The following is a 22,429-nucleotide window of genomic DNA, read 5'->3' on the forward strand; positions in this document are numbered from 1 at the left end:
CGCAGCGCTCACCCCGCTGGCAGGCTGCCCGCCGGCGAGGCGCCTCGTCCGGGTCCTCGGTGAGCGATGCAGGCAGGTGACATCATCGACGGCCGGTTCTGCATCGAGCACCTCGCGGCCTCGGGCGGGATGGGGGCCGTCTACCGGGCCCGCGATCAGGAGACCGGCGAGGCGGTCGCGATCAAGCTCCTGACCACCGAGAGCGCGCAGCACCTCGTCCGCTTCGAGCGCGAGGCCCACATGCTCGCGGCCGCCCGGGTGCCCGGCGTCGTGCGCTACGTCGCGCACGGCGCCACCTCGTGGGGACAGCCGTTCCTCGCCATGCAGTGGCTCGACGGCGAGACGCTCTCCGACCGGCTCACCCGCCAGGGCCTCACCCTCGAGGAGACCCTCGAGCTTGGCGTCCACGTCGCGAGGGCGCTCGGCGCCATCCACAGGCTCGGCCTCGTCCACCGCGACCTGAAGCCGAGCAACCTGCTGCTCGAGGGCGGCTCGCTCGAGCGCGTGCACCTCATCGATTTCGGCCTCGCCCGCGCCGTGACCGACGAGCCGCTCACGGCCGCCGGCCTCGTCCTGGGCACGCCCGGGTACATGGCCCCCGAGCAGGCGCGCGGCGAGATCAGCGTCGACACCCGCGCCGACGTGTTCGCCCTCGGCTGCATCCTCTACCGCTGCCTCACCGGCCGCGCCGCCTTCCAGGGCAACGCCGGGCTCGCCGTGCTGATGAAGGTCCTCCTCGAGGAGCCGCCCCGCGCGCGCGACCTCCGGCCCGGCACCCCCGCCGCGCTCGACGATCTCGTCGCCCGCATGCTGGCGAAATCCCCGCTGGATCGGCCGGCCGACGGCGGCGCCGTGGCGGCCGAGCTCGCCACGATCGGCGCGCCCGAGAGCAGCGTCGGCGGGCCCCGATCGTTCCCGCCGCGCGCTGTGGAGCTCACGACCGGCGAGCGACGCGTGACCTGCCTCGTGGTCACCCGCGAGCGCGCTATCAACGCAGGCAGCGCGGCGGAGCCGCGCTGGGGCAACACAAGCGCCGCGGCGGAGCCGCGTCGGGGCAACGGGAGCGCCGCGGCGGAGCCGCGCCAGGCAGAGCTCTGGCAGCTGCACGACGTGGCCGAGCAGTACCGGGGCGAGCTCGAGCTCCTCGAGGGCCGCTCGCCGCTCATCGTGCTGTCCGGCGCGGGCGCGCCGACCGACCTCGCGGCGCGGGCCGCCCGGTGCGCGCTCGCGCTGCAGGAGCTGCTCGGCGGCGCGCCCGTCGCGCTCGCCACCGGCCGGGCGGAGCTCTCGGCGCGCGTGCCCGTCGGCGAGCTCATCGACCGCGCCTTCCAGATGCTCGCCGCCCACGACGACCGCGCCCTCGCCGCCGGCGTCCGCATCGACGAGGTGACAGCGGGCCTCATCGGCATGCGGTTCGACGTCACCGAGGACGCCGCGGGCCGCGTCCTGCACGGGGCGCGCGACGAGCGGACCGCGCAGCTGCTCGGCAAGCCCACCACCTACGTGGGCCGCGAGCGCGAGCTCGCCATGCTCTTGGCCGAGGTCGATCGCTGCATCGACGAGGGCGCCGCGGGCGCGGTGCTCGTGACGGCCGAGGCCGGGATGGGCAAGTCGCGCCTGCGAAAGGAGCTCATCCGCAAGCTCCGCGAGCGGGGAGACAGGATCGAGGTCTGGATCGGCCAGGGCGACCCCATGGGCGCCGGCGCGGCCTTCGGCCTGCTCGCGAGCGCGCTCCGGGACGCCCTCGGCGTCGCCGACGGCGAGCCCCTGGAGGCGCGGCAGCGCAAGGTCCGGAGCCGCGTGGAGCAGTACGGGGGCACCGACGCGCCCCGCGTCGCGGCCTTCCTCGGCGAGCTCGTCGGCGCGCCGTTCCCCGACGAGCACGACGTGCAGCTCCGGCTCGCGCGGCGCGACGCCGTGCTGATGGGCGACCAGCTCCGCCACGCCTGGGAGGGCTTCCTCCGGGCGGCGTGCCGCGCGGGGCCCGTGCTCCTCGTGCTCGAGGATCTCCAGTGGGGCGACCTCCCCACCGTCACGATGGTCGACGAGGCGCTGCGCCAGCTCAAGGACATGCCGCTGCTCGTGCTGGCGCTGGGGCGGCCCGACGTGCGCCGGCTCTTCCCGAAGCTCTGGGAGGGCCGGCTGGCCCACGAGCTCCACCTCACGCCGCTCCCGCGCCGCGCGAGCGAGCGGCTCGTGCGCGAGGCGCTGGGCGCGCACGCGCGGCACGACCTCGTGGGGAGGCTCGTCGAGCGCGCCGACGGCAACGCGTTCTTCCTCGAGGAGCAGATCCGCGCGGCCGCCGAGGGCAACAGCGAGGGCCAGCCGGAGACGGTGGTGGCCATGGTGCAGGCGCGGCTGGAGACGCTCGACGCGGAGGCGCGGCGGCTCCTCAGGGCGGCGAGCATCTTCGGCGAGACGTTCAGGTCGAGCGCGGTCGCCGCGCTCCTCGGGAGCGCCGACATCGCGCAGGTCCTCGCGGAGCTGCTCCGGCGCGAGGTGATCGTGCGGCGGGGCGAGGGGCGGCCGCGGGACGACGCGGAGTACTGCTTCCGCCACGCGCTCGTCCGCGAGGCGGCCTACGGCATGCTGACGGCGCGCGACCTCCGCATCGGCCACGCGCTCGCCGGCAGCTTCCTCGAGGCGGCCGGCGAGGGCGACCCGAGGGCGCTGGCCGAGCACTTCGAGCGCGGCGAGGAGCCCGAGAAGGCCGCCGAGTGGTACCTGCGCGCCGCCGACAACGCCCTGCGCGGCAACGACCTCGCCGAGGCGATCGCCTGCGCCGAGCGCGGCATCGCCTGCAGGCCGGATCCGGCCGCGGTGGGCGCGCTCCGCCTCGTCGAGGCCGAGGCGCTGCTCTGGCGCGGTGAGCCGGCCCTCGCGGAGCAGCGCGGGATCGAGGCGACGCGGCACCTCGTGCCGGGCTCGGTGGCGTGGTTCTCGGCGTTCACGCAGCTCGCGGGGGCGGGGCACAAGCAGGGCCACTACGAGCGCGTCGAGCGCTGGATGATGGTCGTCCTCGGCACGGAGCCGCTCGACGGCGCGCGCATCGCGAGGAACGCCTGCCTGCTCGAGGGGGCGATCGTGCTCCTGCTCGGCGGCCGTTACGCGTGCGTCGACGCGCTGATCGACGCGGTCGAGCGCGCGACGGAGGACGCGTCGGCCGCGGATCTCATGATCGAGGCGAAGCTCCTCTACCTGCACGGGCTCCTGCGGCAGCACAACGGCGATCCGAGCGCCTGCATCGCGAGCATGGGGGCGGCGCTCGCCGCGTTCGAGGACATCGGCGATCGCCGCGAGGCGTGCCGGGCGCGGCTCAACATGGGCCTCTGCTACGTCCAGTTCGGGTACTTCGAGGCGGCGGCGGGGGTGCTGCGCGCCGGGCTCGAGGAGGCGGAGCGGATGGCGCTCGACGACCGGGTCCCGAACGCGCTGCAGAACCTCGGCCTCGCGCTGGCCCACGCGGGCGAGGTCGACGCGGCGAGGGCGGCCCTGCGGAGCTCGATCGAGGCGCTCGAGCGCCGCGGCGACCGGCGGCGGGAGTGCGAGAGCCGGCTCCAGCTCGCGCGCGTGCTGCTCCTCGCGGGCGAGCCCGCGCTCGCCGAGGCGGAGGCGCAGGCGGCCGAGGCGCTCGCGCGGGGGGTGCCGGAGCGGCTCCCCGCGGCCATCGCGGCGCGCGCGCGCGCGCTGCTCGATCTCGGGCGCGCCGGCGAGGCGCTCGCCGCGACGACGCAGGCCCTGTCCCTGCTCGAGTCGGGCCGCCGCGACGAGGAGGGCCCGCTGGTGCGCCTGGTCCACGCCGAAGCGCTGGCCGCGACGGGCCAGATGGCCGAGGCCAAGGGCGCCATCGCCCTGGCCCGCAACGGCCTGCTCGTGCGGGCCGGGAGGATCGGCGATCCTGTCTGGCGCGAGCGCTTCTTGCGCGATGTCCCCGACAACGCGCGGATCCTGGAGCTCGCGCAAGGCTGGCTCGACGGACACGCGCCCTGACGCGCCAGCCACGCTGGGGCGAGAGCGAGAGGCCATCACGGCGTCCGGGGGAGCCCACAGGGCGGTGATTCCGGCCGTAGCGCGGGGACCTCTTTTTTGTCGCCCGGGACAGGAGACGTCGCAAGTAAGCTGAGGCTCTACCTCTGACCTTGTGTTCGAACACAGGGAGGCAGCTCCATGCTCAGGTCGTCCGTCGTTCTGATTCCCCTCGTGGCCCTCGCCGTGTCTGTCTCGTGCAGCAGCGAAGACAGATACCGGCCCCCCACGACGGGGGACCTGCCCTCGGGCGGCGTCACGACCAGCGGCGGACAGGGCGGCGGCACCGGCGGGCAGGGCGGCGGCACCGGCGGACAGGGCGGCGGCACCGGCGGGCAGGGCGGCGCCGGCGGACAGGGCGGCGCCGGCGGGCACGGCGGCGCCGGCGGACAGGGCGGCGCCGACATGCCGAGCTGTTCCAACGGCGTGAAGGACAGCAACGAGGCGGACGTCGACTGCGGCGGCGCCTGCGCGACGCCGTGCCGGGTCGATCAAGCGTGCGCGGAGGCGGCCGACTGCTTCTCAGGGCGGTGCGAGGAGGGCGGCGGGGGCAGCGGCGGCGCCGGGCGCGCGTGCGTCGCGGCGCGGTGCGACAACGGGGTGAAGGACGGTGGCGAGACGGACACCGACTGCGGCGGCGGCGCCGCGCCGCGCGGCGGCAACCCGGCGTGCCCGCCGTGCAAGGCCAGCAAGGGCTGCGCGGCGGGCTCGGATTGCGAGTCGTTGAGCTGCGTGAACGGCCAGTGTCTGGAGCCGGCCTGCAGCGACGGCGTGAAGAACGGCCAGGAGACCGGCGTCGATTGCGGCGGGCTGTGCGCTGGCTGCGCGCCGGGCGGCGCGTGCTCCGTGTCGACCGACTGCCGCGAGTTCGTCTGCCGCGAGCAGGTCTGCCAGGAGGCGAGCTGCAGCGACGGGGTCAAGAACGGCAAAGAGACCGACTTCGACTGCGGCGGGATGGCCTGCGGGACCCGTTGCCCTGCGGGGCAGCGATGCGCGATCGACACCGACTGCGCGACGGGGACCTGCAACAGCACGACCCGCACCTGCGCCTGCCCCGAGGGGATGGTGATCGCGCCCGTGGCGGGCGGAGGGAACTACTGCATTGATCATTACGAGGTGACGAAGCAGGAGTACAACGGCTTCCTGCAGGCGAGCCCGGTGCTCGCCGGCCTGCCGGCCGAGTGCGCCGGGAACAGCAGCTACCAGCCCTCGGACGGGTGGCCCTTCACCGACGGGAGAGCGCCCATGAACTACGTCGACTGGTGCGACGCGTATGCGTACTGCACGTACAGGCGCAAGCACCTTTGCGGCAGGATCGGCGGTGGAGCGAGCTCCCCCGACGAGCTCGCGAGCGCCGCGCAGAGCGAGTGGTACAATGCGTGCTCTGGCCAGGGAGTGAACGAATATCCCTATGGGCACACGTATGAGCGGAAGTGCAAGGTCGACGATCCGACCGGCTCGTTTGCCTCGAAACCCGAGCCCAACACGCCGGCCCCGGCGTGCGTGGGAGGCGTGACGGGCCTCTATCACATGAGCGGCAACACGGCCGAGTGGGAGAACTCCTGCGACGAGGAGGGCAACTGCCTTGTTCGCGGCGGCTCGCGGGCCTCCGAGCCGGACGCAGCGGACGAGGTGAGCGGCACGCTCAAGGCGGCTAGGTGCGACGCGCGCCTGTCTGCGCGCCGGCTCGACAACACCGATCCAAACATCGGCTTCCGCTGCTGTCTCTGATCGTTCGAGCCTGAAGGCGCGCAGGGCAGCGCGCAGGGCGCCCCCCCCCGATCGCTGCGCCTCTGCCGGGCTCCTGCGGCGCTCGACGCGCCCGGCGCCGCGCCGCCGTGCGCCGGCTCGCGCTCTCGTGTCCGATGACCTTCGCCGCGATCGCGGCGCCCCGCGCCGGCCCCTCCCGGGCGGCGGCAGCGCTCACCGGCGCCGCCGCCCGGCCGACGAGCTCACTGCGCCGGTTCGGGATCGCAGCCGTAGAGGACGTCGACCGCCGCCATGGCGTCGTCCTGGACCAGCCGGCACGCGTCGGGGCAGAGCGTGATCATGTCGTTCTCGATGTAGAAGGAGCCCGGGGCGCACGCCGCCGCGCTCGCCACCTGGCCGAACGATTGCGGCTCGCTCCCGTCGCCGGGCGTGTACTGGACGACCACGGTCGAGAGGTCGATGATCTCCCCCGGCGGCGAGTCCGGCACCTCGAACTCGCACGCGACAACCGCGCCCGTGATGACGCCCTCCGCGATCGCCTGGAACACCACGTCATACGAGCTCGTCTGGCAGAGCGGGAACCTGAGGCCGCCCGTCCTCTTGCTGAGCGTCTGGTAGCCCGTGCCCGGCGCCACGGCGGTGCCGCACAGCTCCTCGACAACGGCCGCGTCGGGCGCGTAGGCGTCCGTGGGGACCGCGTTCTCGTGGAGCCCGACGATGCTGTGAAAGACGTAGTTGGGCGCCGTCGCGTCGCCGAAGACCGCCGGGTCCAGGCCGAACAGCAGCTCTTCGAAGTCCGTGGCGACGTCCTCCCACTCCTGCCGCGTGTCGTCGATATAGATGTTGCGCTCGAGGTGCGTCGACTGGCAGCCCACATGATCGTCGGTGATCACGGTGATCACCTTGAGCGAGTCCTCGCGCACCCACTCCGACCACCCGGACGGCGCCACCCCGTGCTGGTCGGGCAGGCCGCCGTTGTAGCTCCCGAGGAGCACGCAGAGAGCGTCGTTGCTCCTGATCTCGTGGCTGTAATGGTAGAAGACGGGCGGGTTGTTCCCCGGCGCCTCCGGCACCGGGGCGCAGCTCGCGGTGCTGAGCGGGGCGCCGACGCAGATCGAATCGTCGACCTCCGCCGTGCCGTGCGCGGAGATCATGATGACGCGGTAATCGATGCCGCTCTCGCCGATGATCGAGGCGAAGCTCTCATTGATGTTGTTCTGTACGCTGATGATCTCGTTCGCCATGCTGGGCGAGTTGTCGATGACGAACACGATGTCGACCGGCCGCTTCGTGAGCGTGGCCTCGGCGACCGTGGCGACACAGGCCGTATCGGGCGTCACGGGGCCGCTGCCACCCGTGCTGGAGCCGCTGGTGCCGTTGCCGATCATCCCCCCGTCGTCGCCGCCCTCGCCGCCCCCGCCCCCGCTCCCGCCCGCGCCGCCACCCTGGCCGTCGCCTCCACCGACGCTCGCTCCAGCCGTCGCGCCCGCCTCGCCCTCCGCCCCAGAGCCGCAGGAGCACCCTGCGGCGCCGGTCATCACCAGAACACCCAACCCAAGAAGCGGAACCAACATGGTAGACCGGGAGAGCTTCACATGAACCTCGACCGCTAGGGCGCATGAACGCGCTATTTCAGATTGCACAATTGCAACGAGATGTGGTGACGATTTTGACCTGACCGCGATTTTTCCCGGAGGCTGTTCCATGACATGTGTCATGGAAGCGTCTTTGTGATTCCACGTGGTGCGCACGGCGAGGCGCGGTGGATGGAGGCGCGGGCACGGCCACGCGCCACGCGCCACGCCCCACCCGATGCGCGAAGCGCGGGCGCCAGCTGGAACGCGGCGCCGCGGCGCGTCGGGCGCCTCGGCTCCTCGGACGCTCCGCGTGGGCTGGATGGTCTCTGCACAATGCGCCCCTAGGATGCAGGTATGAGCCTACGTCATGACTTTCCTCGCATCGGCATCGATGCGATCGCGCTCGCCGTCCCCCGCCGCTTCGTCGAGCTCGCCGAGCTGGCCGAGGCGCGGGGCATCGCGCCCTCCAAGTACCTGACCGGCCTAGGGACCCGCCGGATGGCGATCGCCGCGCCCGACGAGGATCCGATCACCCTCGGCGCGAACGCGGCCCGCCGGCTGTTCCAGCGGTCGGGCGCGAGCCCCGCGGACATCGGGCTCTGCGTCGTGGGCACCGAGACCGCCGTGGACCACGCGAAGCCGGCGGCCTCCTTCCTCCACGGCCTGCTCGGGCTGCCGAGCGCGTGCCGGGTCTTCGAGGCCAAGCACGCCTGCTTCGGGGGCACCGCGGGCCTCCTCAACGCGGTGGACTGGATCGCCTCGGGCTCGGCCCGCGGCCGCGCCGCGCTCGTCGTCTGCTCGGACGTGGCGCGCTACGCGCTCGGCTCCGCGGGCGAGCCCACCCAGGGCGCCGGCGCCGTGGCGCTGCTCGTGCGCGAGCGGCCGCGCCTCGTCGAGATCGAGGTCGGCCAGACCGGCACGTACGCGCGCGACGTCTACGATTTCTGGCGGCCGCTCCACCACAAGGAGGCGCTCGTCGACGGTCACTACTCGGTGCAGTGCTACCTCGACGCCCTCGCCGGGGCCTACGGCGACTGGCGCCGCGTGGCGGGCGACGGCGATCCCCTCGCGCGCACCTGCTATCACGTCCCCTACGGCAAGATGGCCCGCAAGGCCCACCGCCACCGGCTGGCGATGGACGGCCTGACCGAGCAGGCCGCCGACGAGAGCTTCGCCGTCGAGGTGGAGCCGTCGCTCGATCTGCCGTCGCGCATCGGCAACATCTACACGGGCTCGCTCTACCTGGCGCTCGCGTCCCTGCTCAACACGGAGGCCCGCGCGCTCGAGGGGCAGCGCGTCGGGCTGTTCAGCTACGGCTCGGGCTGCTGCGCCGAGTTCTTCGCGGGCAGGATCGGGCCGGAGGCCGGGGCGCTCGTGGCCGCCCTCGAGATCGACGCCCCGCTCGCCGGGTGCCGTCGCGCCTCCGTCGCGGAGTACGAGGCGCTGCGCCAAGGCGACGAGGCCGCCGACCGCCGGCCGGCGCCCGAGGGCGCCGAGCGCGGGGGCGCGAGCCTCGACGGTCGGGTGGTGTACCTGGGGCTCGACTCGAGCGAGCGGCGCGTCTACGCGAACGAGTGAGCGCCGGAGCGGGCGGCTCGCTCAGCCGGAGCCGGACGGGGGGGACGTGAGCTCCGAGAGCTTCACGGTGAAGAGCTCCGCCCCGCCGGCCGCGGCGACGACGACCCGCAGCGTGCCGGAGGGGGCCGGTCGCTTCAGGCGCGCGGCGACCGCGCGCGTGACCGGCGCGAGCGGCGCGATGCTCTCGGCCATCGCCGAGCGCGCCATCACGCCGACCAGCATCGGCGCGCGCTCGCCCGCGGCCAGGGCGGCGCGGAGCATGCGCTCGGGTTCGAGCGCCGGGTCGCGCTGCTGCAGGCCGATCGCGATGAGATAGCCCGTCGGTTCTCGCAAGGAGAGGAGATAACCCGTCAGCGGCGCGGCGGCGCTGCTGCGGGCCGGACGGCTCTGCAGCAGGCGCGCGAGCTCCGGGCGGTGTTCGGCGAGCAGCTCGGCCCGCTCATCGTGATCGGACATGCCCGTCCGCCCCTGCTTCGCGTGGGCGTTCGGCGTGAGACCGCGATTCCGCGGGGTGATCGTCGCTGCGTCTTTCGGGACCATGTTCCTCCAGCGAGGGCTCCTGCCCTCCGTGTTGTTTGTTCCGGTCACCGCGCCGCGCGTGTCACGAAATCGGACGCGGCCGCGCGTCGCTCGCAAACGCCGGCCGCGCGCGCACCGGGGCGAGCTCGCGGCGCCCTGGCGCGCGCCTGTTCGCGGCCCGACGGATGGCCGGCGTTTCCGAGCGACGCGCGGCCGGCGGAGCTGGCACGTCCTCGTGGGCCGATGGCCGGCCAGGGGCCGGGAGCGGTCCGCGAGGGCGCCCTGGACCTCGCCTCGATCGGCAGAGGGCGCGCGGCGGCGGCTGCGCTCCTCGTCCATCGCGACGGCGTGGCCCCCGTCCGCGGCGAGGGCGCGGACCTTGCGATGAGGCGCCGCGAGCTCGCTGTCCTCCGGCGCGGAGCGCTCCGGCGCCCGGTGCGCCTGCGCGGAGGAGCGCCAGCCAGAGGGAGATCCAGCCTATGCGAGATCGAATGGGGAGGATTGGACAGGTGATGGCCGCAGCCGCCATGGTGGGGGGCTGCGCCTCCACCGAGGCGCCGCGAGACCCCGCGCCGTCGGTGGACGGCGCGGCGGCGGCGCCCGCGGCGCCCGACACGGCGCTGGGCCCCGCGCGCCTGCGGGCGGCGTACATCGCGGCCGTGCAGGCGTCGGCGCCCGAGAGTTACCGGGTGTTCGAGGCGTCCCCGGGCGGGAACAGGGCGAGCCTGCGCGCGCCGAACCCGGCGCACCGGCTCGCGGCCGATTTCAGCGCGTCGGGCGTGCGGATCGCGCCGGAGGAGGGCGAGGCGCGGTGGAGCTTCTCGATGGCCGCCGCCCGGTACGGCTGCGCGGGCGATCTGCGCGAGGTGCCGCGCGCGGCACCGACCGCCACGAAGAACCGCGTGGAGCTCCGCCGGCAGGGCGCGTCGCCGGGCGAGGGGCTCGTGGAGTGGTACGTGAACGGGCCGCTCGGGCTGGAGCAGGGCTTCACGGTGCCCGGGGCGCCGCCCTGCCTCGCCCCCGGGGACCAGGACCTCGTCATCGAGCTCGCCCTGGGCGGCGATCTCCGCGCCACGCCGCTCGCCGGCGGCGAGGGGGTCGCGCTGCGCGAGGCGTCCGGCGCGGTGGCGATGCGGTACACGGATCTCCACGCCACCGACGCCGCGGGGCGGACGCTGCCCGCGTGGATGGATCTCGGCGTCGACGGGCGCACGCTGTCGCTGCGCGTGGACACCGCCGGGGCCGCGTACCCGGTGACGGTGGATCCGCTCGCCGCCTCGGAGCGGACGGCGCTCATCGGGGTCGACGGCTCGACCCCGATCCACCTGAACGGCGACGCGATCGCCATGTCGGGCGACACCGCGATCGTCGGGGCGCCCGGGAGCGCGGCGTACGTGTTCGTGAAGAGCGGCGGCGCCTGGACGCAACAAGCCAGGCTCGTCCCGGGCGACGGGGCCACGGGCGACGGCTTCGGCGCCTCGGTCGCGATCTCGGCGGACACGGCCGTGGTCGGGGCGCCCTGGGGCGCCGGGGGCGCGGGCGCCGCCTACGTGTTCGTGCGGAGCGGTGGCGTGTGGTCCGAGCAGGCCAAGCTCGTCGCGAGCGGCGGGTCGTCGAACCCGGCGGGCGGGGCGGTGGCGGTCGACGGGGACCGGGCCGTCCTCTCCGCCGAGACGTCGGCCTACGTGTTCTCCCGCAGCGGCGGCGCCTGGAGCGAGGAGGTCGAGCTCGTCGCCCCGGCCGGCGCCAACGCCTGGAGCACGCCGCCCGTCGCGATCGAGGGCGGCACGGTGGTCGTGGGCTCGCCGGGGGACAGGTGGTGGCAGGAGGACGACGGCGTGGGCGCCGCGTACGTATTCGAGGCGAGCGACTGGGGCGACGCGCACAGGCTCGCGGCGCACCCGCCGGAGACGTACGATCGCTTCGGCAGCTCGGTCGCGATCTCGGGCGGGCGCATCCTCGTGGGCGCGCCGGGCACCGACAGCCCGCCGATGCCGTGGTACCGCCTCGGGCGGGGAATGGCCTACGCGTTCGACCGCGGGGCGAGCGGCTGGATCCGGGAGGCCAGGTTGATCGCGGGCGACGGCAGGACCGGGGACGGCCTGGGAGGCGCCGTCGCGGTCTCCGGCGGCGCGGCGGTCGTCGGCGCGATCCTGTCCGATCGCCTCGATCAACCGGACGCGGGCGCGGCGTACGTGTTCGTGCCGACGGGCGGCGAGTGGGTCGAGGGCCCGCAGGCCAAGCTCGCCGGCAGCGGACCGACCGGCGGCGCGTTCGGCAAGACCGTCGCGATGTCGGGGAGCTCGGTCATCGTGGGCTCTCCCGCGTACGCGTTCGAGCTCGCGCAGGACGGCGACGCCGACGGCGTGATCGACCCGGACGACAACTGCCCTGACGCCGCGAACCCATCGCAGGTGGACAGCGACGCCGACGGGCATGGCGACGCGTGCGACCCGCGGTGCGTGACCTTCCGGCGCGGCCTTGGCGACGACGTGGCCGACGCGACGCTCTGGCAGGTATCGCCCGCGTGGAACGACGGCGCCAGCACCACGCTCTCGACGGGCACCGGCACGGGCGGCGTCCGGCGGAGCCTCCTCCGGTTCAACCTCGCCGGCGTCCCGCCGAGCGCGGAGATCGCCTCGGCGACGCTGTCGCTGTACCAGACGTACAAGATCGAGAGCAGCACCGTGCGCGTCCACCGGGCCACCGCCGCGTGGACGGAGTCGGGCGTCACGTGGGGCAACTTCGGCGGCGGCGGCCATTTCGATCCGGCGATCGCGGCCTCCTTCGTCACCGGCGGGCCCGGCGGCACCACCGGCTTCCGGAACGTCGACGTGACCGCGCTCGCGCAGGCCTGGGTGAGCGGCGAGCTCGCCAACCACGGCGTGCTGATCGAGGAGGACGCGGTGACCCGGAGCTCGCTTCGCAGCAGCGAGAGCGGGAGCAGCGCAGAGCGGCCAGCGCTCACGATCTGCTACCACGACACCTGCGAGGACGGGATCCAGAACGGCGCCGAGTCCGGCGTGGACTGCGGGGGCCCGAGCTGCGCGCCGTGCGCCCCCGGACGCGTCCTCTGGAGCAGGCGCTTCATCAACGGCTGGTACGAGTCGATGCGCGCGCGCGCCGTCGCGGTCGACGGCGCGGACAACGTGATCTTCGGCGGCTACGCCTATGGCCCGATCGACTTCGCCGGGAACGGCGCGCCGGCCCCCATGGAGCTGTGGAATACCCAGTTCCTCGCCAAGCTCGACGCCGCGGGGAACCACGTGTGGGACGAGCGCCCGCTCGGCGGCAGCACCTTCCTGAGCCTCGCCGCGTCGGACACCGGCGAGCTGATCGCGGGCTCGAACTCCGGCCTGCAGCGGTTCACCGCGGCGGGCGATCTCCTCGCGGAGGTCGCTGGCCTCGGCCAGGTCAAGGTCGCCAGCGCCGGCGCGGGCGCCGCGCTCGCCGGCGTCGTCTGGGACACGGTCGATCTCGGCACCGGCCCCCTCGCCGGCGGACCGGGCAGCGATCTCCTTGTCGCGAAGCTCGGTGCGGCGGGCGCGCCGATCTGGATCAGGACCTTCGAGAGCGACCCGTACGACAGCGACCCTGCGAGCGTCACCGTGGACGGCGCGGGCAATGTCATCGTCCTCGGCCGCTTCTCCGGCGCGCTCGACCTCGGCGGCGGACCGCTGGCGAGCTCGCCGACGGCTCACGGCATGTACCTGGCGAAGTTCGACGCGGCAGGGAATCACGTCTTCAGCCAGGTCGTCTCCGGCACGCCGGATGACGCGGACGTCGCCGCGACCCCGTCCGGGGAGCTGATCGTCGCCCTGGGCACGACCGTGACCAAGCTCACCGCCTCGGGCGCGCCCCTGTGGAGCGTCGATACGACGGGCCTCGGCCTGCTCTCCAGCACCTGGGGCATCCCTGCCGTCGCCCTCGACGGCGCCGGCAATGTGTTCATCAACCCGCCCGGCGCGATCGCGAAGCTCTCACCGTCCGGCGCCGTGCTGTGGTCGGTCGATCCGATCGGCGACGCGGAATACGGGGACATCTTCGATCTGGCCGTGGACAGCGCCGGCAACGTGATCGGCGTGGGCACGTACGACCGCGGGGACGCGATCGTCGTGAAGCTCGCCCCGTGAGCCCGAGCTCGCCGCTCGTCGCGCCCGGAGCGCCGTCGCCTATCCCGGCGGCTTGAACCTGGCGCGGGCGGCCACGACCGCCTTGCGGAGATCCTTCAGCATCGCCTCTTCATCCATCGTGGTGGATCGGCCCTCCTCGACCACCACGCGCCCGGCCACGATGACCGTGCGCACGTCCTTGCTGCTGCCGCAGACGAGGAACGTGCGCAGCGGGTGATTGCTGGTGGCGTACCGGAAGTCATCGATGTCGACGATGACGATGTCGGCCTGTTTGCCGATCTCGAGCGATCCGATCTTGTCGTCCCAGCCGAGGGCCGTCGCGCCGTGGCGGGTGCCTGTCCGCAGCGCGGCGAGCGGCGGGCAGGCGAAGATATCGTTCAGCGCCTCGTTGTGGCCGAGGTGGGCGGCGCGCATCGCCTCGGGCATGCCGCCGATGTACCAGATATTGCCATCGGTGGACGAAGCGACGACGCCGCCGTCGCGGAGATAGCGCCCGATCTGACCTGTAGCGACCGTGTGCTCGCCCAGCTGGCCATAGTGAGCCGGGGAATGGACGATGTTCACGCGCCGCTTGAGGAGCAGCTTGTATTCGTCCTCGCTGGCCCAGGCGGTGTGGACCGACAGCAGCTTATCGGTGAGGAGGCCGAACTTCTCGAAGCGCTCGATGCCCGAGATGCCGAAGATGCGCCGGTTCGCTTCGGCCTCGTTGCGCAGCGAGCCCAGGTGGGCGCAGTAAGGCGAATCGTACTTCGTCGCCACCTCGCGCAGCAGCTTGAGCTGCTCATCCGAGCTGCAGAAGGAGCCCATCACACCGGGCATGCACCTCACCAGGCCGGACGGGTGCTGGCCCCACCTGTCCATCAGCTTGACCCAGGCGGTCGCGTCCTTCTCGGCGTCCGCGAATCGATGGAACACACTGGACGAGTTGGGCATCACGATATCGCCTGACCAGCGGCTCATGCGGATCCGCATGCCGAGGTCGAGCGCGGCCTGCGCCATGCCCTCCGGGCTGTTGGCGGAGCCGATATCGCCGAGCGTCGTCGTGCCCGAGCGGAGCTGCGTCCACATGCTCCAGCGGGCGATGGGCAGCGCCTCCTCGAAAGGCAGGACGTCCTGGATCGTCGCGACGAAGGTGAAGAGCGTGCCCAGCGACTCGATGTCGCCCCCCTTGGAGTAGGCGCTCGTCTTCATGGTCCTGTCGTCCGGCGTCTCATCGTCCGGAGCGACGAAGCACTCGTGCCAGTGCGCGTTGATCATGCCCGGGAGCACCATGTACCGGCTCGCGTCGATGATCTGGTCCGCCTTGGGTTCGGGCGCGTCCTTGCCGCCGATCGCGGCGATCTGGTCGCCCTCAACCAGGATCCAGCCGCCGGGAAGGACGCGGTCGCTGGCGTCCGCGGTGTAGATGATCCCGGCGCGGATGAGCTTGCGGCGCGCTTGCGCCTGAGTCGGCGCCGGCCTCGGCGCCGCAGCGAGCTGCTGCTGCGGGGCGCAGCCGCCGGCCGCGGCGGCGGTCGCCGCCGCGACGACGCCTCCCAGCAGCGCCCGCCGGCTGATGCCGAAATTTAATAGATTGTCAAGACAATCCGCTGATCCTGGACGCGTGGATCGATCGCTCATGGGGTCGGCATCGTATCCCACATGAAATTGATTTTAAATTTCAAATTCGTTCAGGGCGAAGGACGAGCGCCTGCGAGGGAGCCCGTGCCCTGCGGGCCCTCTGCGGCGGCGCCGAGCGCAGGGTCGACGCGGAGGACGGCTGCCCTGCCCCCCGCGCGCACCGCCTCTGGGACGGCGTCCTCCATCGACGGGATCGCCTCGACCAGGGAGCCGTGACCAGGGAGCCGTCGCGGGCTCCCGGCCGGCGGGTCAGGTACCCAGGCTCACGAGCTCCGCGCGCGGGCCGTCGACTCCAGCCCGCCGGGCACGAAGTCCGTCCCCTTCTGGACACGGTCGTTCCACGTCTCGGGGGGCTTGCCTGAAGGCGCCTCCCTCATCGTGATGCACCCCGGCACCGGGCACACGAGCGCGCACAGATTGCAGCCGATGCACTCCTCCTCGTCGACGAACGGGACCCGCGACGGCGCCGCGTCCCCGCTCGGATCCGCCGTCACCGCGCGATCCGGGAGGACCTTCGGGAGGTGGGTGTGGCCCGCCGCGCGCGCCTCCGCCTCCGTCCTCCCCGGCAGGTGGATGCACTGGTGCGCCCCGTCCATGCAGGCCACGTAACAGAGCTGGCACCCGATGCACTTGTCGGCGCTGATGTCCGCGACGACGCGGTACGAGAGGTCGAGCTCGCCCCACTCCTGGACCTGCGGGATCGCCCTGCCGCGCAGCTCGTTCACCGAGCGCATCCCGTGATCGTCGAGCCAGTCGCTGAGCCCCTCGATCATCTCCTCGACGATGCGGTAGCCGTAATGCATCACCGCGGTGCAGACCTGGACGCTCGTCGCGCCGAGCGCGATGAACTCGGCGGCGTCGCGGGAGTTCGAGATGCCGCCGATGCCGGAGATGGGCAGCCGGCCGACGCCGGGGTGGCGCGCCAGCTGGCTCAGCATGTGGAGCGCGATCGGCTTGACCGCGGGCCCGCAATACCCGCCGTTCGTCGACGCGCCGCCGACCCGCGGGAGCGGGACCATCCGCTCCAGATCGACGCCCATGAGCGACTTCACCGTGTTGATCAGCGAGACGCCGTGCGCCCCGGAGCGGAGCACGGCCTCGCCCGGCTCCAGGATGTCGCCGACGTTGGGCGTGAGCTTCACGATGACCGGCGTCGTCGCGAACTCGACGGCCCAGCGCGCGATCTCCTGGAGGACCGCCGGCTCGTTGCCGACGGCCGAGCCCATGCCGCGCTCGCACATCCCGTGCGGACAGCCGAAGTTGAGCTCCAGCCCGTCGGCGCCCGTGTCCTCGGCCTTGCGGATGATCTCGCGCCACTCGTCCTTCGTCTCGACCATCAGCGAGGCGATGAGCGCGTGGCCCGGGTAACGCCGCTTGATCTCGCGCATCTCCTTGAGGTTCACGTCGAGCGGGCGATCGGTGATGAGCTCGACGTTGTTGAGCCCCATGAGCCGCGTGTTGCCGTAGTCGATGCCGCCGAACCGACTCGACACGTTGACGATCGGGTTCCCGAGCGTCTTCCAGACGGCGCCGCCCCAGCCGGCGTCGAAGGCGCGCCGGACCTGATCTCCGGTGTTGGTCGGCGGCGCCGAGGCGAGCCAGAACGGGTTCGGGCTCTTGATCCCGGCGAAGTCGATAGAGAGGTCGGCCATCGCTCAGCTCCCTTGCGGTGAGGGCCCGGGCGCCGCGCCGCCCGCCCGCGTCGTCATCGCTTCGTGCATCGCGCGCGCGGCGATCTTCGCCTCGGCGACCGCGTTGACGACCTCCTTGCCGCCGTTCACGCAGTCGCCGCCGCTGTAGACCTTCGGGTTGCCCGTGCGGTGCGTCGCCGGGTCGACCACCACGCGCCCCCTCGGGTCGAGCACCACCCCCTCGAACGCGAGCGCCACCTGCGTCGCCCGGCTCTGCCCGATCGCGACCGCGACGAGGTCGGCGGGCAGGACCTCCTCTTCGGCCGGCCCCGGCGCGGGGCCCCGCGCCCCGGCGTCGGCGGGCGCGTCAGCGGGCGCGATCCGCAGCGCGACGACCTTGCCGCCCTCGCGCACCACCTCGACCGGCACCCGGTTCTCGACGAGGCGCGCGCCGGCGACCCGCGCGCCCTCGAGCTCGTGCGCGTAGCCCGACATCTCGGCCTCGGAGCGGCGGTACACGACGGCCACGTCGACCCCGAGCAGCGAAAGCTCGTGGGCGACGTCGAGCGCCGTGTTGCCGCCGCCGATGACGACCGCGCGCCGTACGCCCGCGAGGTCGAGGCCCGGGTCGGCCTTGAGCCGCTCGATGAACGCTGTCGCGCCCACCACGCCGTCGCCGTCCTCCCCGCGGAGGCCGAGGCGCGCGTCGGCGCCCAGGCCGAGCCCCAGGAAGACCGCGTCGTACTCCGCGACCAGGTCGCGCGCGGAGACCTCCCCCGGCCCGGCCGCCTGCGCCACGACCGAGACGCCGGCGCGGAGCTCGACGTCCCCGAGCGACAGGACCCACTCGAGCTCGTGGAGCGCCTCGTGCCCCTTCATCTTGTAGGGCGCGATCCCGAGCGTGTTCAGGCCGCCGGGGATCGCCTTCCGCTCGAAGATCACGGCGCGGTGCCCCTCGAGGGCGAGGTAGCCCGCCGCGGCGATCGACGCGGGCCCCGCGCCCACGAGCGCGACGCTCTTGCCGGTGGGCGGCTTCGCCCGGAAGATCCGCGGATCGCGCGCGAGGGCCGACTCGACAGCGTAGCGCTGGAGGCGGCCGATCGCGATCGGCTCGCGACCCCACCCGTTGTAGACGCAGTCGCCCGCGCAGAGCACCTCGACGGGGCAGGCCTGCCCGCACGACTGGCCGAGCAGGTTGGCCGTCAGGATGGTGCGGGCCGCGCCCTTCACCTGGCCGGCCGCGATCTTCCGGATGAACGTCGGGATATCGATCGCCGTCGGGCACGCCTTGACGCAGGGCGCGTCGACGCAATAGAGGCACCGGTTCGCCTCGGCGATCGCCTCGGCGTCGGTGTAACGCGGGCTCTTGTCCTCGAATCGCTCTTCGATCCGGCCGGACGGGAGGGCTGAGAGGCGTATCGGGGCTCGGGTCATGCTGGCGCTCGCGCGGCTCCTCTCGGGTAGTGAGGGGTGACTAGAAGGCCTGGGCTCCCTGGGTCGGGCCGAGCCGGCGCGGGAGGTAGCGCCCGGCGCCCCGCTCCACGTCGAGCTTGCCGTCCACGCACTGGACCCGGCCGTTGACGATGACGTGCGTCGGCTTCCCCTTCACCTCGAAGCCCTCGAAGATGCTCCGGTCGCACCGGTGATGATGGGTCTTCGCGGAGATCGTGCTCGTCCCCTTCGGGTCGAAGACCACGAGATCCGCGTCGCCGCCCGGCACGATCGAGCCTTTGCGCGGGTACAGCCCGAAGATCTTGGCCGGCTGCGTCGAGAAGAGATCGACGAAGCGGTGGACGTCGATCCGCCCCGCGAGCACCCCGTAGGTCCAGAGCAGGGCGAGGCGGTTCTCGATGCCGGCGGCGCCGTTCGGGATCCGCGAGAAATCGTCCTTGCCCATGTCCTTCTGGCCGACCTGGTTGAAGGGACAGTGGTCGGTCGCCACGGTCTGGATGAGCCCCGACGAGAGCGCGGCCCACAGCGCGTCCTGGTGGCCCTTCGGCCGGATCGGCGGGCTCATCACGTAGGCCGCCCCCTCGAAGCCGGGCTTCTCGTACACCGAGTCGTCGAGCAGGAGGTACTGCGGGCACGTCTCGGCCATGACCACCTGGCCCCGGCTCCGCGCCTCGGTGACCGCGGCGAGCGCCTCCTTGCAGGTGAGGTGGACGATGTAGATCGGCTCGCCGATCATCCGGGCGAGCATGATCGCGCGCCCCGTCGCCTCGCCCTCGATCGGCGCGGGGCGGCTCTGCGCGTGGTACCGCGGGTGGGTCTTGCCCTCCTTCAGGAGCTTCTTCTGGAGCGCGACGACCGCGTCGCCGTGCTCGGCGTGGACGGTCACGAGCGCGCCTAGGCCCTTGGCGGCCTCCATCACCTGGATGAGCTCCGGATCGTCGACGCCGATGGCCCCGCGGTAGGCCATGAAGGTCTTGAACGACGGGATGCCGTGCTCGCGCGTGCAGACGGCCATCTCCTCGAGGGTATCGTCGCCGAACCAGGTGACGGCCATGTGAAAGGCGTAATCGGAGACCGCCTTCTTCGCCTTCTCGTTCCACATCGCGAGCCCGTCGAGCAGCGCCTGCCCTCGGGCCGGGATCACGAAATCGATGATCGAGGTCGTGCCCCCGGCGACGCCCGCCGCCGTGCCGGTCTCGAAATCATCGGAGCTCTCCGTCCCCATGAACGGCAGCTCCATGTGCACGTGGGCGTCGACCCCGCCGGGGAAGATGAGCTGCCCCGAGGCGTCGATCACGGTGTCCCCCGCGCGCTCCTTCGACAGCCCCGCGCCGACCGCGGCGATCTTCCCGTCCTCGCAGTAGACGTCGCCGACGAACCGGTCGCTCGCTGTGATGATCTCGCCGTTCTTGATCAGGATGCCCATGTTGCTCCTCCGCGGGTGAGCGCCGGGCGGCGGGTCCCCTCCGGGGGCGGCGCCGCCCTCCCGCCGCCCCGGGCCCTCAGGGCAGCTGTTCCGTGAGCTCGCCGTACGTCTCGGGCCGGCGATCGCGGTAGAACTGCCACGTCCTCCGCACCTCCTCGATCAGGTCGAGGTTCATCTCGGCGACGACGAGCTCGTCCTTGTCCTCGCTCCCCGTCGCGAGGAAGCTGCCCCGCGGGTCGCAGAAGTAGCTCGTCCCGTAGAACTTGCCGATGTTCCACGGCGCCTCGGTGCCGACGCGGTTCGAGGCGGCGATGAAGTAGCCGTTGGCCACGGCGTGCGCCGGCTGCTCGAGCTTCCAGAGGTACTGGGAGAGCCCGGCGACAGTCGCCGAGGGGTTCCACACGATCTCGGCGCCGTTCAGGCCGAGCAGCCGCGCCCCCTCCGGGAAGTGGCGATCATAGCAGATGTAGACGCCGATCCGCGCATACCGCGTCTGGAACGTGGGATAGCCGAGGTTCCCCGGCTTGAAGAAGAACTTCTCCCAGAACCCGTTCGTGTGCGGGATGTGCGTCTTCCGGTACTTGCCGAGGTACGTGCCGTCGGCGTCGACCACGGCGGCCGTGTTGTAGTAGACGCCCGCCATCTCCCGCTCGTAGATCGGGATGATCATCACCATCTTGTACTTCTTGGCGTACGCCGCGAGCCGCTCGACCGTCGGGCCGGGGACGGGCTCGGCGACATCGCACCATTTCGCGTCCTGCGAAGGACAGAAGTAAGGTGTGTTGAAGACCTCCTGCAAACAGAGGATCTGCACACCCCTCTTCCCCGCCTCGTCGATGAACGACAGGTGCTTCTCGAACATCGCGTCCCGGATGGCCATGACGGAGGCGCCGTCGTCGCCGATCGGGGTGGAGCACTGGATGAGCCCGCCAAGTACGTTCCGTGCCATCAGAACCACCTCGTGATGACGATCTTGCGCTCCGTGTAGAAGTCGATGGCCGTCGGGCCGTGCGCCTTGAGATCGCCGAAGAAGCTGCCCTTCTGGCCGCCGAAGGGGAAGAAGGCCATGGGCGCCGCGACGCCGATGTTCACGCCGACCATCCCGGCGCCCACGCGGTGCTGGAACTCGCGCGCCGCGCGGCCGCTCGACGTGTAGATCGACGCCGCATTGCCGTACTCGCTCCGGTTCGCGATGGCGATCGCCTCGTCGAGGTCGTTCGCGCGCATCAGGCACGCGACCGGCCCGAAGATCTCCTCGGTCGCGATCACCATCCCTGGCCGCACGTCGTCGAAGACCGTGGGCCCCACCCAGTTGCCGTCCGGATACCCCTCGACCCTGGCGTCCCGGCCGTCGAGGAGGAGCGTCGCCCCCTCCGCCACGCCCTGGTTGATGTACGAGAGCACCCGGTCCCTGTGCGCCGCCGAGATCACCGGGCCCATGGTCACGCCCGGCTTCGATCCGTCGCCGAGCACGATCCCCTTCGCGTGGCGCACGAGCCCGTCGCGCACGGCCTCGTAGGTGTCGCCGACGCACACGACGACGCTGCCGGCCAGGCATCGCTGGCCGGAGCAGCCGTAGATGGACTCGGCCACGTTGGCGACCGTCATCTGCCGCTCGGCGTCCGGCATCACGACGAGGAAGTTCTTCGCCCCGCCGAGCGCCTGGACCCGCTTGCCCGCCTCAGCGGCGCTCTTGTACACGTGGCGCGCGACCGCCGACGAGCCGACGAACGACACGCCCGCGATGTCCCTGTGCGCGCAGAAGGCGTTCACGACGTCGCGGCCGCCGTGGACCAGGTTCACCACCCCGGGCGGCAGCCCGGCCTGCTCGATCAGCTCGAAGATGCGCTGCTGCGAGAGCGGGACCTGCTCCGACGGCTTGAGCACGAACGTGTTCCCCGTCGCGATGGCGTACGGCAAGAACCAGAGCGGCACCATCGGGGGGAAGTTGAACGGCGTGATCGCGGCGAAGACGCCGAGCGGCTGGCGGATCGTGTGGCAGTCGATCCGGGACGCGACGTCCTCGAGGGCCTGCCCCATCAGGAGGGCCGGGATGCCGGCCGCGTGCTCGACGTTCTCGATGCCACGACCGAAATCGTTCCGGGCCTCGGACAGCGTCTTGCCGTGCTCGGAGGTGCAGATCGCCGCGATCTCGTCGCGATGGGCGTCGAAGATCTCGCGCAGCTTGAAGAGGTAGCGCGCCCGCTGCACCGGCGGCGTCGCGCTCCAGCCGGGGAACGCCGCCTGCGCGGCCTTCACGGCCGCGTCGACGTCGGCCGCCGTCGAGAGGGGCACCTCCGCAAGAGATTCCCCGGTCGCCGGGTTCTTCACCTCGAGGCGCGTCGCCCCCGAGGCTCGAGACCAGGCTCCGCCGACGAAGTTTTCCAGCACACGCATCGTGAAAAACCTTTCCCCCCGGCGAGGTCGTCACTCGGCAGCGCCGACCAACAGGCCGGGCGCCGCCCCTGGCTGCTGGGCATCACAGCCCACCGATCGAGCGCTACATGCGGTGGGGGCCATCCGTCAAGCCTCGGTGCGACGCGGCGCGCGCCGCACCCGCCTACGGAAGATCCCCAGCGCACATCCCGTAGTATAGACCACAGAGCAGCTGGCGGCCCACCGTGCAACTGCCCAGCAGCACGTCATGAAATACTTTGGAAATAACTCGGGTATGCCCTGGGTGAGCCGCGCGAACGACGCGAACGACGCGAGCGACGCGAGCGACGCGAGCGACGCGAACGAGAGGACCCTGCCGCT

12 protein-coding genes are annotated in these 22,429 nt (G+C 72.5%); 4 read left to right on the plus strand and 8 right to left on the minus strand.

Annotation, left to right across the window (positions count from 1 at the left end; all coding sequences use genetic code 11):
• Window positions 1-66 precede the first annotated feature (66 nt).
• Together WME97_RS33935 and WME97_RS33940 are read left to right on the plus strand one after the other, a co-directional pair.
• Window positions 67-3,990 (plus strand): serine/threonine-protein kinase, encoded by a 3,924-nt coding sequence (locus tag WME97_RS33935; protein WP_437543725.1) that lies wholly within the window; start codon window positions 67-69, stop codon window positions 3,988-3,990.
• A gap of 177 nt (window positions 3,991-4,167) precedes the next feature.
• Entirely contained in the window at window positions 4,168-5,757 is a 1,590-nt protein-coding gene (locus WME97_RS33940; RefSeq protein ID WP_437543726.1) for a formylglycine-generating enzyme family protein, read from the plus strand.
• Window positions 5,758-5,978: 221 nt separating this feature from the next.
• Here the strand turns inward: WME97_RS33940 and WME97_RS33945 are convergent, their stop codons facing one another.
• On the minus strand, window positions 5,979-7,277 hold the full coding sequence (locus tag WME97_RS33945) for a hypothetical protein (RefSeq protein ID WP_437543728.1): 1,299 nt from the start codon (window positions 7,275-7,277) through the stop codon (window positions 5,979-5,981).
• Window positions 7,278-7,667: 390 nt separating this feature from the next.
• Between WME97_RS33945 and WME97_RS33950 the strand changes: the two genes are divergently transcribed.
• Window positions 7,668-8,891: a hydroxymethylglutaryl-CoA synthase family protein gene (locus tag WME97_RS33950; RefSeq protein WP_437543730.1), complete on the plus strand. Its 1,224-nt coding sequence runs from the start codon at window positions 7,668-7,670 to the stop codon at window positions 8,889-8,891.
• Window positions 8,892-8,912: 21 nt separating this feature from the next.
• On the opposite strand, the gene WME97_RS33955 is transcribed toward WME97_RS33950, so the two are convergent.
• Entirely contained in the window at window positions 8,913-9,347 is a 435-nt protein-coding gene (locus tag WME97_RS33955; RefSeq protein WP_437543732.1) for a hypothetical protein, read from the minus strand.
• A gap of 575 nt (window positions 9,348-9,922) precedes the next feature.
• Between WME97_RS33955 and WME97_RS33960 the strand changes: the two genes are divergently transcribed.
• The gene (locus WME97_RS33960) at window positions 9,923-13,543 is read left to right on the plus strand and encodes a DNRLRE domain-containing protein (RefSeq protein WP_437555544.1); all 3,621 of its coding nucleotides are present in this window, start codon (window positions 9,923-9,925) and stop codon (window positions 13,541-13,543) included.
• A 39-nt stretch (window positions 13,544-13,582) separates the two neighbouring features.
• Here WME97_RS33960 and WME97_RS33965 read toward each other — a convergent pair whose 3' ends face one another.
• The 6 genes from WME97_RS33965 to WME97_RS33990 all read right to left on the minus strand — a co-directional run bounded on the left by WME97_RS33965 (window position 13,583) and on the right by WME97_RS33990 (window position 22,069).
• On the minus strand, window positions 13,583-15,163 hold the full coding sequence (locus tag WME97_RS33965; RefSeq protein ID WP_437543734.1) for an amidohydrolase family protein: 1,581 nt from the start codon (window positions 15,161-15,163) through the stop codon (window positions 13,583-13,585).
• 263 nt (window positions 15,164-15,426) lie between these two features.
• Complete coding sequence (gene preA, locus WME97_RS33970) at window positions 15,427-16,815, minus strand: NAD-dependent dihydropyrimidine dehydrogenase subunit PreA (protein WP_437543736.1); 1,389 nt, start codon at window positions 16,813-16,815, stop codon at window positions 15,427-15,429.
• A 3-nt stretch (window positions 16,816-16,818) separates the two neighbouring features.
• Entirely contained in the window at window positions 16,819-18,228 is a 1,410-nt protein-coding gene (locus tag WME97_RS33975) for an FAD-dependent oxidoreductase (protein ID WP_437543738.1), read from the minus strand.
• A gap of 40 nt (window positions 18,229-18,268) precedes the next feature.
• Window positions 18,269-19,672: a dihydropyrimidinase gene (gene hydA, locus WME97_RS33980; protein ID WP_437543740.1), complete on the minus strand. Its 1,404-nt coding sequence runs from the start codon at window positions 19,670-19,672 to the stop codon at window positions 18,269-18,271.
• Window positions 19,673-19,748: 76 nt separating this feature from the next.
• Window positions 19,749-20,621 carry a nitrilase-related carbon-nitrogen hydrolase gene (locus WME97_RS33985; protein WP_012239016.1) on the minus strand — a complete coding sequence of 291 codons (873 nt, stop codon included), beginning with the start codon at window positions 20,619-20,621 and terminating at the stop codon, window positions 19,749-19,751.
• On the minus strand, window positions 20,621-22,069 hold the full coding sequence (locus WME97_RS33990; protein ID WP_437543743.1) for a CoA-acylating methylmalonate-semialdehyde dehydrogenase: 1,449 nt from the start codon (window positions 22,067-22,069) through the stop codon (window positions 20,621-20,623). Before WME97_RS33990 ends, WME97_RS33985 begins: the two co-directional genes overlap by 1 nt.
• Between the last annotated feature and the right edge of the window lie 360 nt (window positions 22,070-22,429).

Origin of the sequence: Sorangium sp. So ce367, assembly GCF_051520455.1 — a bacterium.
Classification (GTDB): domain Bacteria; phylum Myxococcota_A; class Polyangia; order Polyangiales; family Polyangiaceae; genus Sorangium; species Sorangium cellulosum_B.